At 70.5% G+C, this 18,846-nt stretch carries 13 protein-coding genes; 7 read left to right on the forward strand and 6 right to left on the reverse strand.

Annotation, left to right across the window (positions count from 1 at the left end; all coding sequences use genetic code 11):
• Positions 1-180 precede the first annotated feature (180 nt).
• Positions 181-1,257 carry a LacI family DNA-binding transcriptional regulator gene (locus GPJ59_RS00590; protein ID WP_374200757.1) on the reverse strand — a complete coding sequence of 359 codons (1,077 nt, stop codon included), beginning with the start codon at positions 1,255-1,257 and terminating at the stop codon, positions 181-183.
• 221 nt (positions 1,258-1,478) lie between these two features.
• Here GPJ59_RS00590 and araD point away from each other — a divergent pair, with 221 nt between their 5' ends.
• A complete protein-coding gene (araD, locus tag GPJ59_RS00595) occupies positions 1,479-2,252 on the forward strand; it encodes an L-ribulose-5-phosphate 4-epimerase AraD (RefSeq protein ID WP_374200758.1) in 774 nt (257 codons plus the stop codon).
• Between the two features lie 449 nt (positions 2,253-2,701).
• Positions 2,702-5,173: a glycoside hydrolase family 9 protein gene (locus GPJ59_RS00600; RefSeq protein WP_219664137.1), complete on the forward strand. Its 2,472-nt coding sequence runs from the start codon at positions 2,702-2,704 to the stop codon at positions 5,171-5,173.
• Positions 5,174-5,289: 116 nt separating this feature from the next.
• On the opposite strand, the gene GPJ59_RS00605 is transcribed toward GPJ59_RS00600, so the two are convergent.
• Both GPJ59_RS00605 and GPJ59_RS00610 read right to left on the reverse strand, forming a co-directional pair.
• Positions 5,290-6,732, reverse strand: a complete 1,443-nt coding sequence (locus tag GPJ59_RS00605; RefSeq protein WP_219664138.1) for an endo-1,4-beta-xylanase — start codon at positions 6,730-6,732, stop codon at positions 5,290-5,292.
• Positions 6,733-7,053: 321 nt separating this feature from the next.
• Positions 7,054-8,028, reverse strand: coding sequence for a glycoside hydrolase family 6 protein (locus GPJ59_RS00610; protein WP_219664139.1), 975 nt, complete (start codon positions 8,026-8,028; stop codon positions 7,054-7,056).
• A gap of 272 nt (positions 8,029-8,300) precedes the next feature.
• Here GPJ59_RS00610 and GPJ59_RS00615 point away from each other — a divergent pair, with 272 nt between their 5' ends.
• Positions 8,301-9,332, forward strand: a complete 1,032-nt coding sequence (locus GPJ59_RS00615; RefSeq protein ID WP_219664140.1) for a LacI family DNA-binding transcriptional regulator — start codon at positions 8,301-8,303, stop codon at positions 9,330-9,332.
• Positions 9,333-9,363: 31 nt separating this feature from the next.
• On the opposite strand, the gene GPJ59_RS00620 is transcribed toward GPJ59_RS00615, so the two are convergent.
• Genes GPJ59_RS00620 through GPJ59_RS00630 form a run of 3 tightly spaced genes read right to left on the reverse strand, consistent with a single transcriptional unit; the run spans position 9,364 to position 14,090 of the window.
• Positions 9,364-10,842 carry a glycoside hydrolase family 43 protein gene (locus tag GPJ59_RS00620; protein WP_258023646.1) on the reverse strand — a complete coding sequence of 493 codons (1,479 nt, stop codon included), beginning with the start codon at positions 10,840-10,842 and terminating at the stop codon, positions 9,364-9,366.
• A 5-nt stretch (positions 10,843-10,847) separates the two neighbouring features.
• Positions 10,848-13,067 (reverse strand): glycoside hydrolase family 3 N-terminal domain-containing protein, encoded by a 2,220-nt coding sequence (locus GPJ59_RS00625; protein WP_219664142.1) that lies wholly within the window; start codon positions 13,065-13,067, stop codon positions 10,848-10,850.
• 9 nt (positions 13,068-13,076) lie between these two features.
• Entirely contained in the window at positions 13,077-14,090 is a 1,014-nt protein-coding gene (locus GPJ59_RS00630) for a LacI family DNA-binding transcriptional regulator (RefSeq protein ID WP_219664143.1), read from the reverse strand.
• A 239-nt stretch (positions 14,091-14,329) separates the two neighbouring features.
• Here GPJ59_RS00630 and GPJ59_RS00635 point away from each other — a divergent pair, with 239 nt between their 5' ends.
• The 4 genes from GPJ59_RS00635 (at position 14,330) to GPJ59_RS00650 (ending at position 18,843) form a co-directional block, all read left to right on the forward strand.
• Entirely contained in the window at positions 14,330-15,622 is a 1,293-nt protein-coding gene (locus tag GPJ59_RS00635) for an extracellular solute-binding protein (protein ID WP_219664144.1), read from the forward strand.
• Positions 15,615-16,604 (forward strand): carbohydrate ABC transporter permease, encoded by a 990-nt coding sequence (locus tag GPJ59_RS00640; protein WP_219664145.1) that lies wholly within the window; start codon positions 15,615-15,617, stop codon positions 16,602-16,604. Before GPJ59_RS00635 ends, GPJ59_RS00640 begins: the two co-directional genes overlap by 8 nt.
• Positions 16,601-17,431 carry a carbohydrate ABC transporter permease gene (locus GPJ59_RS00645; protein WP_219664146.1) on the forward strand — a complete coding sequence of 277 codons (831 nt, stop codon included), beginning with the start codon at positions 16,601-16,603 and terminating at the stop codon, positions 17,429-17,431. Before GPJ59_RS00640 ends, GPJ59_RS00645 begins: the two co-directional genes overlap by 4 nt.
• Before the next feature lie 68 nt (positions 17,432-17,499).
• Positions 17,500-18,843 (forward strand): glycoside hydrolase family 30 protein, encoded by a 1,344-nt coding sequence (locus GPJ59_RS00650; RefSeq protein WP_258023647.1) that lies wholly within the window; start codon positions 17,500-17,502, stop codon positions 18,841-18,843.
• Positions 18,844-18,846: the final 3 nt, after the last annotated feature.

An 18,846-nucleotide genomic window follows, 5' to 3' on the forward strand; every position in this document is an offset into this window, starting at 1 on the left:
GACGGGCCGCCCCCTGCGACTGGACGCCCGGCCCTTCCCGGACTCCCCGAGCCGCCCCGACTGCCCGATGGTCCTCCTGCGCCCGGGCGAGCTGTACCGGTCGACCACGATCCACAGCTTCGCCACGGTCACCGCCTGAGAGGGCGGGCCGGTTCTGTCCGCCGCCCCGGGCGGTGGGGGTCATTCGCCGGGTGGAGCGATCCTGCGGGCCGTACTGGCGCGCACGATGAGCTCGGGCGCCACCACCAGGTGTGTCGACTCGTCGGTCCGGCCTTCGATGTGGTCCAGGAGCAAGCCGATGCTGTCGCGGCCGAGCGAGGCGAAGTCCTGACGGATCGTCGTCAGCGGGGGTGGGAAGAACTCCGCCTCGGGGATGTCGTCGAAGCCGGCCACCGCTACGTCCTCCGGCGTGCGCAGGCCCGCTTCCCGCAAGGCCCTCAGGACACCGAGGGCCATCTGGTCGTTGGCGACGAACACCGCGGTGAGGCCCGCTCCCTGCCCTCGTGACGCCCGTACCCGCCCCGCGAGCTGCTGGCCTGCCTGGTATCCCGACAGCGGACTCCAGTCGCCGCGCAGCAGGGGTGGCACCTCGGCGCCGGCATCGCGCAGCGCTTCCTCCCACCCCTGTGTGCGGGCCTCGCTCTCGAGCCAGTCGGGAGGGCCTGCGACGTGCCACACGGTGGCGTGGCCCGAGGCGAGGAGATGTTCCGTGATCAGGCGAGCGCCGAGGTTCTGGTCCAGCGACACCCCCGGCAGGTCCAGGGTGTGGCCGCCTTCCACGGTGACCACCGGGCACGGTGCTTCCAATGCCGCCAGGGCCCTCACCGCGGCGCGTTGGGGAGTGACGGCGACGATCCCCTCCACGCCCCACCCGGCGAGGTGCTGCATGGCCTCGGCGAGGGCCGTCTGCGTGGCCGTCCGGAGCGTGACGGCGGACGTCAGATAGCCCCGGTCCCGAGCCGCCTCCTGAACTCCCGCCACGGTGCTGGCGGGCCCGTGCAGAGTGGTGTTCACCGCGATGACGCCCAGTGTGTGGGTCCGGCGAGTGGCCAGGGCCCGGGCCGCCGAGTTGCGGCGGTACCCCAGCTGCTCGATGACCTGCGTCACCGCGGCCCGGGTCTTGGCGCTGACGTTCGGGTGGTCGCTGAGCACCCGTGAAACGGTCTGATGGGACACGCCGGCGACGCGCGCGACGTCCGTCATCGTGGGCGCGCGCGAGACGTCTGGGAGCTGGGTCAACTCTCTTCCTTTCCTCATCGAGCGGCCTTCCCTCAAGGTATCGAACCGGCCGCGGCCCGCACACGTCTCGGACCGACCGGGAGATTGTCGACCAGGTATCGATGTTGGCGTTCACATTATGCAGCGTTGACCGCAAGGTGTGGGCGGGAAACTGTGTCGTAGCTCTTGAGATCTGTGCTTGTTAGCGCTCACAATTTTACGGGGAGCCTGCCGGACCGCGCTGCAGGAAACCGCCGCCCATGTGCCGCCTGTGTCGCAGAGACGGAGAGAACGTAGTGAGTGAGAGCAGCCTCAAGGACCTCCGCCGCGAGGTGCTCGCGGCCAACCTGCGCATCCCGGAAGCCGGCCTGGCCACCCTCACCTGGGGAAACGTCAGCGGAGTGGATCGAGACGCCGGCGTCTTCGTCATCAAGCCGTCCGGGGTCTCCTACGCCGACCTCACCGAGGAGGACCTGGTGGCGGTGGCGCTGGAGGACGGGCGGGTCGTCGACGGGCACCTCAGGCCGTCCACCGACACCGAAACCCATCGGTGCCTCTACCGGGCCTTCCCCTCCATCGGTGGTGTCACCCACACGCACTCGGCGCATGCGGTCGCCTTCGCCCAGGCGCGCCGCCCGATCCCCGTGCTCGGTACGACACACGCGGACACCTTCAACGGGCCGGTCCCCGTGACGGCGGACCTCACCGCCGAGCAGTGCGCGCAGGACTACGAGTACAACACCGGACAGGTGATCGTCGCCCGGCTGGACGGCGACCCCCGTCGGGCCGACGAGGTCCCCGGAGCGCTCGTCTCACGACACGGCCCCTTCACCTGGGGCGCCACCGCGAAGGCTGCGCTGGAGAACGCCATCGTCTGCGAGGCCGTGGCGGAGATGGCGCTGCACACGCTGGCGCTGGGCTCCCGCCTCGGGGACACCTCCGAGCCGCCGAGGCATCTGCTGGAGCGGCACTTCACCCGCAAGCACGGACCGGACGCCTATTACGGCAACGTCCCTCACGCCCGGGGCGTCTGAGGCCGCGCACCGCCGAACCGGCACATGAGTCGTGCCGTCGGAGGCCACTGCGGTCCGGCGGCCGTCGAGCACGCATCGCGCTGTGGCGCCGTGAAGCCCGCGCGGGAGGGGCGGCGCCCGGGGGTTCTCCGCGGTGAGGCGGACGGCCGGCACGCCCGCCGGGGCGCGACCTCGTCCGCAAGCCGGCCGCCTGGCCGGCGCCGAAGCCCCGCAGCTGCCGGCGCAACCTGCCCGCGTCCGTCAGCGCGACGGCCGACGCCGTACCGGACGGTGCCGCGTCCACGTGGTGCACGACTCGAGCCGGTGGTCCAGCGACGTCCAGGTCGACCTGCCCGGGGACGAGTCCGCCAACTGTCCCCAGAACCGCGGTACTTGACGGGCCGTCCGACGGCTGGCTTTGATTGGGAGCGCTCCCACCCGTGTCCCGCCCACCAAGGAAGGCTCCACCCGTGCCTCCTGTCACCTCTGCCCGCGGCGTGCCACGTCGCGCGGCCGCCGTGCTCGCCGGCCTGGCGCTGGCCGTCGGCGTCCTGCCCACGACTGCCCTGACCGCTCCGGTCGCGGCTGCCGCCACCGTCGCAGCCGCTGCCGGCACACCCGTCCGGGTCAACCAGCTCGGCTACCTGCCCGACGGCCCCAAGCGTGCCACCGTGGTCAGCTCCGCGACCGCCCCGCTCGCCTGGCAACTGCGCGACACCTCGGGCGCGGTGGCCGCCTCGGGCACCACCACGGTGCACGGCGCCGACCAGGCGTCCGGCCAGTCCACGCACCTGGTGGACTTCGGCGCGTACACAGGCAACGGCACCGGCTTCACCCTGGTCGTCGACGGTCGGACCAGCCACCCCTTCGACATCTCCGCCGCGCTGTACGACGGATTACGCGCCGACAGCATGTCGTTCTTCTATCAGCAGCGCAGCGGCATTGCGATCGACGCCGCCCTGGCGGGCGGCACTGCCTACGCCCGCCCCGCCGGGCACCTGGGCGTGGCCCCCAACAAGGGCGACAGCAGCGTCCCCTGCCAGGTCGGGGTGTGCGACTACCGACTGGACGTGCGTGGCGGCTGGTACGACGCGGGCGACCACGGCAAGTACGTGGTCAACGGCGGCATATCCGCCTGGGAAATGGTCAACTCCTTCGAGCGGGCCCACCGTTCGGGCGGGGATGCGGCCCTCGGGGACGCGACGCTGCGCGTGCCGGAGCGTGGCAACGGGACGCCGGACGTGCTGGACGAGGCCCGCTGGGAGCTGGAGTTCCTGCTGCGGATGCAGGTCCCGGCCGGGAGGCCGATGGCCGGGATGGCCTTCCACAAGATGCACGACGCCAACTGGACCGCCCTCCCCACCCGGCCCGAACTCGACTCCGAACAGCGTGAGTTGCACAAGCCGTCGACCGCCGCGACGCTGAACCTGGCCGCCGCGGCCGCGCAGTGCGCCCGGGTGTACGCGCCGTACGACGCCGCGTTCGCAGCGCGCTGCCTGGACGCGGCCCGCCGCGCCTGGACGGCCGCCAAGGCCAACCCGGACGTGCTCGCGCCGGCGACCGACAACACCGGCGGCGGTGCGTACGAGGACGCCGACGTCTCCGACGAGTTCTACTGGGCAGCGGCGGAACTCCTGGCCACCACCGGTGAGTCACCGTACCGGGACGCCGTCACCTCCTCTGCGCACCACACCAAGCCCGTCGACGCGTTCTGGTGGGGCGGAACCGCGACGCTCGGTCGCATCACCCTCGCCACCGTCCCCGGCGTGACCCTGCCCGCCGACGACATGGCCCGGCTGCGCGGCCTGCTGACCGCGGCCGCCGACGGCCACCTGTCCGTCATGGCCGGACAGGGCTATGCGGTGCCGCTCCCCGCCACCGGGTACGTGTGGGGCTCCAACAGTTCCGTCACCAACAACGCGATGGTGCTGGCCGTGGCGTACGAGCTGACCGGTCAGCAGCGCTACCGGGCCGGAGCGCTGGAGTCCTTGGACTACCTGCTGGGCCGCAATGCGCTCGACCTCTCCTACGTCACCGGCTACGGCGATCGCCATTCCGAGAACCAGCACCACCGGTTCTGGGCGCACCAGAACGAGGCCTCGCTGCCGCACCCGCCGGCCGGTTCCTTCGCGGGCGGGCCGAACGCGGGACTGGAGGACCCGGTGGCCAGGGAGAAGCTCACGGGCTGCGCTCCGGCGGGGTGCTACGTGGACGACATCGGCTCCTACTCCACGAACGAGGTGGCCATCAACTGGAACGCCTCGCTGGCCTGGCTGGCGGCCTTTGCGGCTGAGCGGCGCAGCGCCCCGGCGGTGCCCGTGGTCCAGGTGGCACCGGCGGCCGTGACGGTCCCGGAGGACGCTTCGGCTCCGGTGGACGTGCGGCTGTCGGCCGCGCCCGGGCAGAACGTGACGGTGACGGTGGCCCGGACCTCCGGTGACGAGGACCTGTCGGCGGCCGCGACGCTGGTGTTCACCCCGGCCAACTGGGCGACGGCGCAGCGGGTTGCGGTCTCCGCCGCGCAGGATGCGGACGCGTTGCCGGGCAGTGCGACCTTCACGGCCGGTGGCCCCGGCGTGCAGCCCGCGACGTTCACGGCGACGGAGGCGGACGACGACGCGCCGGCGGCTTCGTGCACGGTGGCGTACCGGATCGACAACGCCTGGGGCAACGGCTTCACGGCGACGGTGACCGTGCGGAACACCGGAACCTCGGCGATCTCCGGCTGGACCCTCGGCTGGAGCTTCGCGGGTGATCAGCGGATCGGCAACGCCTGGAACGCCGTCGTGAGCCAGTCGGGCAACACGGTCACCGCCCGGGACGCCGGGTGGAACGGCACGCTGGCGCCCGGCGGCAGCGCGAGCTTCGGCTTCCAGGCGACGTACTCGGGTACCAACGCGATCCCGACGCGCTACACGCTGGGCGGTGCACTCTGCTCCTGAACGACCCTCACGCCCTGCCCGCCGCCGATCGAGTGCGGCGGGCAGGGCGCGTACGGGACCGCTCCGGCCGATCAGGGCGACGGCGCTGGGCGAGCGGTACGTGGGTCCTCAGTGGTTCAGGTACGGGTCCAGCGCTGGTTACTGCCGTTCGAGCAGGAGTAGAGCTGGATCAGGGTGCCGTTGGCGGTGCCGTAGCCGGTGGCGTCGAGGCAGAGGCCGGACTGCACCCCGACGATGGATCCGTCGGAGTTGAGGCGCCATTTCTGGTTGTCGCCGCCCCAGCAGCTGTAGATCTGGACCTTGACGCCGTTGCCGGTGCCGGCGGCGTCCAGGCACTTGTTGCCGTAGACCCTGAGCTCGCCGCTCGCCGTGTACGACCACTGCTGGTTGGTGCGGTTGTTGCAGTCCCACAGGTTGAGCTGGGTGCCGTCGGTGGTACTGGCACCGGGCACGTCCAGGCAGCGGCCCGAACCGACGCCCTTGATCTGGCCGGAACCGGGCGAGGGGGTCGGAGTGGGAGTCGAGGAGCCGGCGTTGAGTGCGCCCAGCACGGAGGTGTAGGCGGGCTTCTTGTTGCCGTTGCCGTCGAACAGCAGCGGCGACTGCTCCGATCGCCAGGAGTCGGTGTCGCGCACACCCCAGACGGTGATGCCGAGGCAGCGCGGGACGGCCAGGCAGTCGTTGGTCACGTTGGCGTAGGTCGTGGCCGACGCGCCCTGGATGTCGAGTTCGGTGACGGCCACGTCGACGCCGAGGGCGGCGAAGCTCTGCAGGGTGGTGCGGAAGTTGCTGTTGTAGGGGCTGTCGTTGTTGAAGTGGGACTGGAAGCCGACGCAGTCGATCGGCACGCCGCGCTGCTTGAAGTCCCGGACCATGGCGTACACGGCCTGGGTCTTGGCCCAGGTCCAGTTCTCGATGTTGTAGTCGTTGTAGCAGAGCTTGGCGGCCGGGTCGGCGGCGCGCGCGGTGCGGAAGGCGACCTCGATCCAGTCGTTGCCGGTGCGCTGCAGGTTGGAGTCGCGCCGGGCTCCCGAACTGCCGTCGGCGAAGGCCTCGTTCACCACGTCCCACTGGCCGATCCTGCCCTTGTAGTGGGCCATCACGCCGTTGATGTGGTTGGTCATCGCCTGGCGCAGCGTGCTGCCGCTGAGGTTCTGCATCCAGCCCGGCTGCTGGGAGTGCCAGGCCAGGGTGTGGCCGCGTACCTGCTTGCCGTTCTGCACCGCCCAGTTGTAGACGCGGTCACCGGCGGCGAAGTTGAACTGACCCTGTTGGGGCTCGGTGGCGTCGATCTTCATCTCGTTCTCGGGCGTCACCGAGTTGAACTCGCGGCCCGCGATCGTCGTGTACGCCGAGTCGCCCAGCCTGCCCGATGCGATGGCGGCGCCGAAGTACCGGCCGCTCTGCGCCGCCGCGCCACCGAGCGTGCTCTCGGCGGCGTGTGACGTCAGCGGCGCCACCAGCGCGGCGGCCGAACCGACGACGGCGACGACCAGGGCCGCGTAAAGACCACCGATCCTCCGGCGGACGGTGGTCGGTGGAATGGAATGTGAGCCCATAAAAGAGCCTCCAGGACAGAAACAACGGAATTGGAGCGCGGAAGGGTGAATCCGCGTGAACGACGCCCGCGTCCATGGACAAAGGACGCTCACCACCGGGACGTGAAAAATCAAAGGCCGGCACCTTGGCGCCCGGACACAGAAAGGCGGACCACCTCGGGCCTCAGTCTGGAAACCCCGCCGAAACAAGTCAAGAGTTTCGAAAGGATTTCGGGAATGTGTCCCTCTGGGGTAGCCCGGTGGCCGCTTTCTATTGAGTCATCGCCATCGAAATATTTCGAAGGCGATGACTCATTGATCAGCCGAGACTCTGCACCTCGGTCAGTAGCCGTAGATCATCTTGTAGGCGACCTCGGGCAGGAACTGCCCGGCCGAGGAGCCGGCCCCGGCGCCGCAGTTGCCGTCGGACTCGCCGGGGATCTTGATCCACAGCAGCATCTCGGCGCCGCCTGCGCCGCGCCGGCTCGGAGTACCGATCCGGCGGCCCGCGGGGTTGCACCACTGGCCGTTGGAGCCGTTGCCGTTGCGGCTGGTGTCGACGACGAACGGCTTGGTGTAGCCGTAGGAGCCGAGAGCGGAGTTGACCGCGTTGCCGTAGGACGTGTTCTGGTCGGTGGTGAAGTAGTTGGAGACGTTGAGCACGAAGCCGCGTGCCCCGCTGACACCGGCGGCGGCAAGCTGGCGCGCCATGGTCGGGGCATCGATCCAGCCGGGGTTCCCGGCGTCGAGGTAGACCCAGGTATTGGGTGCCTTGGCCTTGAACTGGGCGATGGCGTTCTTCAGCATGGCGTTGCGCTCGGCGATCTGATCGGCCGTCATGCAGCTTTCGTGGCCGAGCGCGTCGGGTTCGAGGACGACGACGGCCGGGCGGTTGCCGATGCCACTGGCGAAGGCGGCGATCCAGGCGTCGTACGCGGCGCGGCTCCCGGCGCCGCCGCCGGAGTGACCGGCGCAGATGTCCCGGTCGGGGATGTTGTACGCGACCAGGATCGGCAGCTTGTCGTGGGAGTCCGCGCGGCCGACGTAGGCGCCGACGGCGGTGCCGATGTCGCCGCTCCAGTTGCCGAACCAGCGGGCTGCCGGGGTGTGGGCGATGGACGTCCGGATCGCCGCCGCCCGCCCGTCGCCCGGGTTCGCGTTGGCCCACCGCAGGGCGGAGTTGTCGGGGTCGGTGTAGAAGCCGCTGGTCATGGTGGTCGGGTCGGCGGCGTATGCGGGGCCGGCGTCGATCAGGGCGAGGCCGGTGGTGAGGACACCGGCCAGCAGGGCCGATGCGGCTCGGACGGACTTGCGCATGATTCTTCCTCCGAGAGGTGGGGAAGTTGTTGGAAGCGCTTCCAGTTCTGGGACGGGTCGGACCGCGCTGATGGGATGATTGGGTTCGTCGCCAGGGCGTGTCAAGAGGTTGAACGCGAAACTGCCGTCGTCGCCGTTATGGCGCGACAGGTTGGAAGCGCTACCGAATCGAGACCAAGGACGACACCCGTGCGCAGGTCCGAAGTCGGTGCCGTGCGTGGAATCATGGCCGCTGTTCCGCCGTCCGCGTGAGCACGAGGAGCAGTTCTCGCATGGAGCCGTCGCCCAAGCGCATGCCGACTCTCGACGAGGTGGCCGCACGAGCCGGTGTGTCGCGCACGGCGGCCTCCCGTGTGATCAACAACGCCCCGCACGTAAGCCGCGCCAAGCGGGAGGCGGTCCAACGGGCCGTGCGCGAGCTGGGTTTCGTGCCCAATCCGGCCGCGCAGGCCCTGGCGACCCGCAAGGTCGGAGCGGTGGTGCTGGCAGTCTCCAGCGACGAGCCGGGCCTGTTCGCCGACCCGTTCTTCGCGGAGGTCGTCGTCGGCGTCAGCGCCGCGCTGGAGCAGACCGACCTCGAACTGATCCTGCTGCTGGCCAACACCCCGCGCGGCCGGGAGAGGTTCGAGCGGTTGCTGCGCTCCCGCCGGGCCGACGGCGTCATGCTGATGGCGCTGCGCGGCGACGATCTCCTGGGACGCCTGTGCCAGGAGGCCGGCCTCCCCGTCGTCTTCGGCGGACTCCCGCTCACCGGGGAGCCCACATGGTACGTGGACGCCGACAACCGGGGCGGTGCCCGGCTGGCCGCCGAGCACTTCGCGCGCACGGGCCGCCGACGGCCCGTCATGATCACCGGACAGGTGGATGCCAGGGCCTCCGTCGCGCGGGAGCAGGGGTTCACCGACGGTCTGACCCTGTCCGGCCTGCCGCTGCTCGGGGTCGAGCCCGGACAGTTCACCGAGGACGGCGGCGCCGCAGCGATGGAGCGACTGCTCCGGGCGCACCCCGACCCCGATGCGGTGTTCGCGGCCTCCGACGCGATGGCCATCGGCGCTCTGCGCACCTTGCGGGAACGGGGGCTCCGGGTGCCCGAGGACGTCGCGGTGATCGGCTTCGACGACCTGGCGAGCGCCCGGCACACCAGCCCGCCGCTGACCACGGTCCATCAGCCGGTGCGGGCGCTGGGGCAGGAGATGGCCCGGATGCTGGTCGGTGCCATCGAAGGACACCGCCCCAGCCCGCTGATCCTCCCGACCCGCCTGACCGTGCGCGAGTCCGCCCCCGATCTGCCCGTGCAGGCCTGATCGGCGGGCGGGACCCGGGACGTTCGCGGGATCACCGGCGTCCCGGCGGTTCCCGTCGGCTCGGGTACGTGACGGCGAACCACGTGAAGTGCGCTTGGCCGGCGGAGGGGCGGCCGTTGGAGGTGGCGTAGAGGCCGAGCTGGATGCTGGTGAACAGCGGGGTCAGGAAGGTGGCTTCTACGGTGGGCAGATCCTTCCACGTGCCGTCGGGTGCCGCGTGGGCGAAGGTGTGGCTGAAGCCCCGGATGCGAACCCCCAGGCGAACGGGGCCCGGGGGGAGGGGAATGCCGGCCAGGACCTCGGGCCCGCGGCGGAGGCTGAGTCCTTCCGTCGTACGGAGGAAGAGGAGATGGGTGTCGTCGTCGAGGACCACGGCGAGGCCGGCCTGTTCGTGCGGTGCGGCGGGGGTGAAGTGCAGTTCGGTGGAGACGTCGCAGTCGGGCTGTTCCTGGGGGCGGGCCAGGAGGGACGGGGTGGTGCGTTCACCGAGGCGTTCGGGGCGGAGCTGGAGGCGCAGTCCGTCGCCGGTGGTCCAGAACCGCGCGGGTGGGGTGCGCAGGGTGCTCCAGTCGGCGGAGAGGGTGGTGAAGCCGTCGTGGAGGGGGCGGCGAAGGTCGGTGTGGACGACGGGGGAGAAGACCGGCCAGCCCTCGTCCCAGGTGATCCGGCTGAGGAAGGTCTCGCGGCCGAGGGCGGAGCCCGGGCGGACGCCCAGGAGGACGGCCCGCCAGTCGCCGTACGGGGTCTGGACGAGGTCGGCGTGACCGGTGCAGGTGACCGGGCCCTTGGCGGGTGGCAGCACCGGGTTGCCGGGGGCGCCCACGTACGGGCCGGTCACGTGGTCGGCGCGGGCGGCCACCACGGTGTGGTCCACATCGGTGCCACCCTCGGCGGTGAGCAGAAGATAGGTGCCGTCGATCTTGTAGAGGTGCGGGGCTTCCGACCATCGGGCGCCGGGGTGGCTCCCCGACCACAGGACGTGCTCCGGTCCCGTGAGCCGTCGTTCGCGGGGAAGGTACTCGCGCATCCAGATCTCGGTGAGGCCGGCGTCCTCGTCCACCACGCGGGCGGCGGTGAACCAGGCCCGGCCGTCGCCGTCGCCGCTGTCGTCCGGCCCGTCGTCGAAGAACAGCGACGGGTCGAAGCCCTCGCCGTCCAGCCAGTGCGGCTCCGACCACGGCCCCGCCGGGTCGGTCGCCGTGACGACGAAATGGCCGGGGCCGTCCATCAGCGTGCAGACGAGATGGAAGACCCCGTCATGGTGCCGGATCGTCGGTGCGAACAGCCCCCGTGAGGGCTCGCACCCGTCGAGGTCGAGCTGGGACGGCCGGTCGAGGGCGGAGCCGATGCGCCGCCAGTTCACGAGATCGCGGCTGTGGAACACGGGAAGGCCCGGGAACCATTCGAAGCTGGACGTCACCAGGTAGTAGTCCGCGCCCACTCGGCAGACGGACGGGTCGGGCCGGAACCCGGGCAGCACGGGATCACCGAAGACGGGATCATCGAACAACGTGGTCATGGAACCGGGACGATCTCGACCGGCACGGACAGCACCCGGTCGGCCCCCGGGTGACGTACGGGGCCCTCCAGGGTGAAGGAGCCCTGGAGCGGAAGATCGCCGCTGGACCGTCCGACGGCCACGCCGATCTCCCCGGGCTCCACTCTCCTGCGCAGGTCGAGCCCGGTGAAGGAGGTCCGGTCGGCATGGACGGCGAAAGTGATCCGGGCGGCCGCTCCCGGCCGCAGTTCGACCCTGGCGAATCCGGCGAGCCACCGCTGCGGCCGGACGACGGACGCCACGGGGTCGGAGAGGTACAGCTGGACCACCTCGGTCCCGGCCACCTCGCCGACGTTGCGTACGGTGACCGAAACGGCGACGGCCCCGTCCGTCGCGGCGACGGGATCCACCGAGAGCTCCGAGCAGGTGAAGCTGGTCCAGCTCAGCCCGTGTCCGAAGGGGAACAGCGGGGTCGGGTCCGCCGAGCTCCAGTCGGTGTGCCCGCCGAGCCTGGCGTGCAGGTAGGTGCCTGGCTGTCCGCCGACCTGGCGGGGGATGGAGACGGGCAGCCGCCCGGACGGTTCGGCGGCCCCGCTGATGATCCGGGCCAGCGCCGTCCCGCCCTCCTCGCCGGGGAAGAACACCTGCACCACGGCCGATGCGCGTTCGGCCAGCGTGCCGAGCGCGTAGGGCCGTCCGGAGACGAGGACCAGGACGGTCGGCACCCCGGAGTCCAGAACGGCGGAGGCGAGTGAGGCCTGGTCGCCGGGCAGGTCGAGGGTCTCGGCGTCGCAGCCCTCCCCGGAGGTGCCCCGGCCGAACATGCCGGCCCGGTCCCCGAGCACCAGCACGTTCACGTCCGGATCGTCCTCGGTGACCGTGAACCCGGCAGCGGTGAGCGCCTCGCCGAGCGTCGGGATCTCCAGCCCGAGGTCGCCGGGCAGCGCGACGTGGTTGGGGAAGGAATAGCAGCCGAGGAAGGACCGGGGGTCGTCGGCGTACGGCCCGCTGATCGCGACACGGCACGGCCGCAGCGGCAGGGTGCCGTCGTTGGCGAGCAGCACGGTGGACCGTTCGGCCAGGAGCCTGGCCAGTGCCCGGTTCTCCGGCGGGTCGAGGTCGACCGGCCCGGGCTCGACGGGTTCCCAGCCGGGGTCGAGCAGGCCGAGCTCGGCCTTCTGCAGCAGGACCCGTTCCGCGGCCCGGTCGATGAACTCCTCGGACAGGCTTCCCGACCGCACGAGTTCGGTCAGCGGCTCGCCGTAGCAGCGGGCCGTGGGCAGCTCGACATCGATTCCGGCGGTCAGCGCCAGGGCGCCGGCCGCGCCGCGCGATCCGGTGACCCCGTGCCGGGTCTGAAGGAAGGAGACGGCGTAGTAGTCGGCGACGACCACACCGCCGAAACCGAGCTCACCCCTGAGCAGTTCGGTCAGCAGCCGTTCGTCGGCTGCCACCGGGACGCCGTCCACGTCGGTGTAACTGTTCATCACCGACCGGGCGCCTCCCTCGCGCAGTGCCCGTACGAAAGGCTCGACCAGCACGTCCCTGAATTCGCGCGGCCCCGAGGAGACGGGGGCCATGTTCCGGCCGCCGCGTGAGGCCGAGTACCCGGCGAAGTGCTTGAGCGTCGCCACGATCCCGGCGCCCTCCAAGCCCTGCACGTAGGCGGTGCCGATCGCTCCGACGAGGTAGGGATCCTCGCCGATGCATTCCTCGGTCCGGCCCCACCGGTAGTCGCGGACCACGTCGAGCACCGGAGCCAGCCCTTGGTGGACGCCGACCCGCCGCATCCCCGTGCCGATGGCGGCGGCCATGCGGCGCACGAGCCCGGGATCGAAGGACGCGCCCCAGGCCAGCGGCCCGGGGAAGACCGTCGCCCCCGACGTCATGAACCCGGTCAGGCACTCCTCGTGAGCGACCGCCGGGATCCCGAACCGGCCGGATCCGGTCACCTGCCGCTGGAGCGAGGCGAGCCGCTCCATCCCGGCTTCCGCGGTGATCGGAGCGGTGCCGAACACCCGGGTGAGCTGGCCGAGCCCGTGGGCGACGATGTCGTCGAGGCCGGGCGCGGACTCGCCGGAATCGTCCTCCATCGGCGCGACCGGTGTCCCCGGATCCGAGGGCAGCGCCCAGAAGCCGGCGAGCTGACCCGCCTTCTCGTCCAGCGTCATCCGTTCCAGCAGATCGGCGACCCGTGTGGACACGGGCAGGAGGGGGTCACGCCAGGGCTCGGTCAAGGAGTTCTCCTAGAGACGGGGCGGGGCGGTGGAGAGCCGGACCTTGAGCTCGGTCGAGAGCTCCATCCGGGGGCTGACCAGGGGCTGGCCGTCCAGGAGCTGGAAGAGCGTGCGGGCGGCGAGCCGGCCCATCTCCTCCAGCGGCTGGCGCACGGTGGTCAGCGGCGGTGACAGCCATTCGCACATCGGCAGGTCGTCGAAACCGACCACGCTGAGGTCGTGCGGGATGCTCAGCCCGCCCTGCCGGGCGGCTTCGTAGACGCCCATCGCCTGCTGGTCGCTACCGGCGAAGACGGCGGTCGGCGGCTCGGGGAGGGCGAGCAGTTCCCGGGCGCGCCGGAAGCCGCCCTCGTGCTGGAAGTCGCCGAACCGGATCAGGTCGCGGTCGACCTCGATCCCGGCCCGCTCCAGCGCGGCCCGGTACCCGTCGATGCGGGCCTGGCTGCAGAGCATCTCCTTGCGCCCGCCGATCGTGGCGATCCGGCGGTGCCCCAGCTCCAGCAGGTGCTCGGTGGCGGCGAGGCCGCCCGCCCAGTTGGTCGCGCCGATGCTCGGCACACCGTTGCCCGGCAGGTCGATCGGGTCGATGACGACCAGCGCCACGCCGGCCTGTTCGACCTGGGCGCGCTGGGCCTGGGTGACCGAGGCGGTGACGAGGATGACGCCGTCGCTGTGGTGCAGGACCGGCAGTGCGGCCCAGCTCGACGGCGTGGCCTCGCCCGGCGGGACGAGCGACACGACGGTGCCGACGCTCCGCCGGGCGCACTCGGCCTCGACGCCGCGCAGTATCTCCACCGCCCACGCGCTGTCCAGACCGCCGATGATCAAGTCGACCAGGCCCGACCTGCGGGCCCTGCCCTGCCGGCCGGGGCGCAGGTAGTTGTGAGATCGCAGCAGGGTCTCGATCCGTTCGCGTGTCGCGGGTGCGACATCGGAGCGACCGTTGATCACCTTGGACACGGTGGCCTGGGAGACCCCTGCCTCCGCGGCGATGACGGCCAGGGTCGGACGCTGCTCGCTCAACTTCGCTCCTCTGCGCGGACGCCTTGGGCCGGCGGCTGGCGACACATATCGCAAACTTTCGAAGAGTTTCCGGTCGGTGTGACCTGGTTGTCAAGCCTCCAACAGGGCTGCTGCCGACGGAAATTCGGTGAGAAGGCTTGACCGGTGGGCCCCATGTTCCTAGTTTGTGGCAGCACGAATTCGAGAATGTTACGAAACATTTTCGAAGTCGAACCGGTATTCCCCACCCCGGAGGTCCCATGGCCAGCACACCCCCGAGTCGACGAAGCTTCCTGGCGCTCTCGGGCCTGACCGCTCTGTCCCTCTCGCTGACCGCGGCCTGCGGCAGCGGGGACTCCGGCCAGGGGCCGGCGGCCGACGGCGAGGTGACCTTCGCGTGGTGGAACATCGCCACGACGGAACCGGGCAAGTCCCTCTTCCCGCAGATCTCCTCGGCGTTCACGGCCGCCCACCCGAACATCACGATCAAGACGACCTCGTTGGAGAACGAGGCGTTCAAGTCCAAGCTGACGGCCACCACTTCGTCGGGCAAGCTCCCCGACGTCTTCCAGACCTGGGGCGGCGGCGTGCTGCGGCAGCAGGTCGACGCGGGGCTGGTCGAGGACCTCACGGACGCGTTCGGCTGGTCCTCCGACCTCACCCCGGTCTCGCTGCAGGCCTATCAGTTCGAGGGCCGGACCTACGGGGTGCCCTACGACGTCGGCATGGTCGGCTTCTGGTACAACAAGAAGCTCTTCGCCGAGGCAGGAATCACCGCTCCGCCGGCCACCTGGGCCGAGCTCCTCGAAGACGTCAAGAAGCTCAAGGCGGCGGGCGTCACTCCGATCGCCCTCGCCGGCAAGGAGAAATGGCCGGGCCACTACTACTGGGCCTACCTCGCGATGCGCGTCGCAGGCCTCCCCGCGCTGCAGCAGGCCGCGACCACCAAGGACTTCACCGGCGCCGGCTTCGTCCAGGCGGGCACCCACCTCAAGGAGCTGGTCGACCTCCAGCCGTTCCAGACGGGCTTCCTCGGTGCCGGCTACGCCACCCCCGGCGGCCAGGCCGCGACCATGGGCAACGGCAAGGCCGCCATGGAGCTGATGGGGCAGTGGGGGCCCTCGGTCCAGAAGGACGCGGGCGCCGACCTCGGAGCGGACCTGGGCTTCTTCCCCTTCCCGACGGTCGACGGCGGCGTCGGCCGGGCCACCGACGTGTTCGGCGGTGGCGGTGGCTTCGCGCTGCGCAAGGGCGCGCCGAAGGAGGCGCTGGAGTTCCTGAAGTTCTTCGTCCTGGAGAACGAGTCCAAGCTGCTGGCCTCCAACGGCTACCTGCCGGTGGTCAAGGGCGCGGAGAGCCAGCTCACCGACGCCAACAGGAAGGCGGTGGCCGACAGCCTGGTCAAGGCGACGGGCTTCCAGCTCTACCTCGACCAGGCCTACCCGCCGGCGGTCGGCCAGGAGATCAACGACAGCGTCGCCGACCTCATCGCCGGCAAGAAGACGCCCGAGCAGGTCACCAAGTCGATCACCGAGGCTGCGAAGGGTGCCTAGCTCCGTGTCCACGCTGACCGAGGAGCGGACGCAGGACGCCCTGCCGGTGGCTCCGCCCGCCCCGGCACGCTCGCTGCTGCGCGGGTTGCGCAGCTGGGCGTCGGTCGCCTGGTTCCTCGTCCCGGCTCTGGTCCTCTTCCTCGTCTTCGTCCTCGCCCCGATCGCCGTCGCCGTCTACACCGGCTTCTTCAAGTGGAGCGGGACCGGCCCCATGGACGACTTCGTGGGCATCGAGAACTACACCAAGCTGTTCGACGATCAGGTCTTCCTCGGCGATCTGGGGCACGGGCTGTACCTGATCACCCTGTCGATCACCGTGCAGTTGCCGTTCGCGCTGTTCACCGCGGTCCTGCTCAACCAGAGGCTGCGCGGCCGGGCCGTCTACCGGATGCTGTTCTTCGCGCCGTACATCCTGTCCGAGGTGGTCACGGCGGTCCTCTTCACGATGATCTTCCTTCCTGGTGCCGGCATGGCCGACCATCTCGCCGGCGCCCTCGGCCTGGAGGGGCTGCGGGGGAAGTGGCTCTCCGATCCCTCGACGGTCATGCCGACCCTGTTCGTGGTCATGACCTGGAAGTACTTCGGCTTCCACATGATGCTCTTCCTCGCCGGACTGCAGAGCATCCCCGGCGAGCTCCTCGAGGCCGCCTCCATCGACGGCGCCGGCGTCTGGCAGCGCTTCCGGCACGTGACGCTGCCGCTGCTCGGCCCGACGATCAGGATCAGTGTCTTCCTTTCGGTCATCGGGGCCATCCAGCTCTTCGACCTCGTCTGGGTCATGACCGCGGGCGGGCCCAACCACTCCTCCGAGACGATGGCGATCTCGATGTTCCAGTTCGGGTTCAAGCGCTACCAGGTCGGCTATGCCAGTGCGATCAGCGTGGTGCTGTTCATGATCAGCCTGGTCTTCTCCCTCTTCTACCAGCGTTACGCGCTCCGCCGTGACCTGAGCGGAGCCGTCACCTCAGGAGGTGGCCGGTGAACGCCCGCAGGACCGCACGAGGCCTGTCGCTGCACGCCGTGGTCTGGCTGATCGGCGCGTTCGTCGTCGTGCCGCTCGTCTACGCGGTGATCTCCGGGTTCAAGAGCACCGGCGAGCTGACGACCAACCCGTTCGGGCTGCCCGAGCACTGGAAGACCGGCAACTACACCGGCATTCTCGGCGACGGAATGTTCTGGCGGCAGATCGCCAACAGCGCCGGCATCGCGATCGGCACGACGTGCTGCACGGTGGCGGCGTCCGCGATGGCGGCGTTCGCGCTGGCCCGCTACGCCTTCCGGGGCAGGGAGCTGTTCTACACGCTGTTCACGATCGGGCTCATGTTCCCGTTCGCGGTGGCCGTCCTGCCGCTGTTCCTGCTGCTGCGCAACGTCGACCTGCTCGACAACCCGCTCGGAGTGATCCTCCCGCAGGCGGCCTTCGGGCTCCCCATGACGATCATCATCCTGCGCGGCTTCTTCCGGACCATCCCGGCGGAGATCGAGGAGGCGGCCGTCATGGACGGCTGCGGCAAGTTCCGCTTCTTCTGGAAGATCTTGCTGCCGATGGCGCGTCCGGCGCTCGGCACGGTGTCCGTGCTGGCGATCGTCGCGAGCTGGAACAACTTCTTCCTGCCGCTGCTGGTGTTCAACGACCCGAAATGGCAGACGATCCCGGTCGGGGTCCAGCAGTTCCAGGGCCAGTACTCGACCGACTACGCTCTCGTCCTCGCCTACATCGTGCTCGCCATGGTCCCCGCCCTCGCGTTCTACGCCGTCGCCGAGCGGCAGCTGATCGGCGGCCTGACGGCGGGCGCCACCAAGGGCTGACCCGTCCCGCGCGACCTCCACCCCCGAGGAGACTTGTGAAACGCCTGACCACACTGACATGCGCAATTTTGTTAGCGCTAACATCGCCAGCCCTGGCCGCCCCCGCGCGGCACGGCATCGACTTCCGCGCCGCGCTCCAGCCCATCGACGGATTCGGCTTCTCGATGGCCTTCCAGCGGGCCGACCTGCTGCACGGCGCGCGCGGCCTCAGCCCGGCCAAGCAGCGCGAGGTGCTCGACCTGCTGCTCAGCAAGGACAAGGGCGCCGGCCTTTCGATCCTGCGCCTGGGCATCGGGTCGTCGACCGACAAGGTCTACGACCACATGCCGACGATCCTGCCGGCCGATCCCGGCGGACCGGACGCCACGCCGAACTACGTCTGGGACGGCTGGGACGGCGGCCAGGTCTGGCTCGCCAAGGAGGCCAAGGCCTACGGCGTCACACGGTTCTTCGCCGACGCCTGGAGTGCCCCGGCCTTCATGAAGACCAACAACAGCGAGAACGACGGCGGCGAGCTCCGGCCCGAATGGCGGCAGGCCTACGCGAACTACCTCGTCCAGTACGCGAAGTTCTACCAGCAGGAAGGCATCGGGATCACCGACCTGGGATTCACCAACGAACCCGACTGGACGGCGACCTACGCCTCGATGCGGTTCACCCCGCAGCAGGCGGCCGACTTCCTCAAGGTGCTCGGGCCGACCGTACGAGCGTCCGGACTGAGGACCGGGGTGGTCTGCTGCGACGCCGCGGGCTGGGACCGGCAGGTCGCCTACACCGAGGCCATCGAGGCGGACCCCGCGGCCGACAAGGCCGTGCGGACCATCACCGGTCACCGCTACAGCGGCCCGACCGCGGTCCAGCAGCCCACCGGCAAGCGCGTATGGATGTCGGAATGGTCGCCGGACGGCACCACCTGGAACGAGAACTGGGACGACGGCAGCGGCTACGACGGTCTCACCGTCGCGGCCGACATCCAGAACACCCTGACCGCCGGCAACGCCAATGCCTACGTCTACTGGACCGGCGCGTCCCTCGGCGCGACCCGGGGGCTCATCCAGCTCGCCGACCCCGGTGACGACTACCGGGTGTCCAAGCGGTACTGGGCGCTGGCCGCCTTCAGCCGGTTCATCCGCCCCGGCGCCGTCCGCGTGCCGGTCACGGACGCCGACCCGGCACTGCAGGTCACGGCCTTCCGCAACACCGACGGCAGCCGCGTCATCGAGATCCTCAACACCGCGACCACCGAGCGCTCCGCCGAGTTCGCCCTTCGCGGCGGGCACGACCGCCACCCCGACGGCTACGTCACCGACGAGACCCGCTCGATCACCCCGGCCGACATCGTCTCCACGCACGGCACGACCCTCACGGCGACGCTCGCCCCGCGCGCGCTGACCACGATCGTCCTCGACTGAACC

It is taken from the genome of Streptomyces bambusae (assembly GCF_019400985.1).
In the GTDB taxonomy this organism is placed as follows: domain Bacteria; phylum Actinomycetota; class Actinomycetes; order Streptomycetales; family Streptomycetaceae; genus Streptomyces; species Streptomyces bambusae_A.

What these genes read in the sequence shown, in the direction of transcription:
- GPJ59_RS00590 (WP_374200757.1), bottom strand. Translation starts at nt 1,257, where the DNA reads ATGAGGAAAGGAAGAGAGTTGACCCAGCTCCCAGACGTCTCGCGCGCG.
- araD (WP_374200758.1), top strand. Translation starts at nt 1,479, where the DNA reads ATGTGCCGCCTGTGTCGCAGAGACGGAGAGAACGTAGTGAGTGAGAGC.
- GPJ59_RS00605 (WP_219664138.1), bottom strand. Translation starts at nt 6,732, where the DNA reads ATGGGCTCACATTCCATTCCACCGACCACCGTCCGCCGGAGGATCGGT.
- GPJ59_RS00610 (WP_219664139.1), bottom strand. Translation starts at nt 8,028, where the DNA reads ATGCGCAAGTCCGTCCGAGCCGCATCGGCCCTGCTGGCCGGTGTCCTC.
- GPJ59_RS00615 (WP_219664140.1), top strand. Translation starts at nt 8,301, where the DNA reads ATGGAGCCGTCGCCCAAGCGCATGCCGACTCTCGACGAGGTGGCCGCA.
- GPJ59_RS00635 (WP_219664144.1), top strand. Translation starts at nt 14,330, where the DNA reads ATGGCCAGCACACCCCCGAGTCGACGAAGCTTCCTGGCGCTCTCGGGC.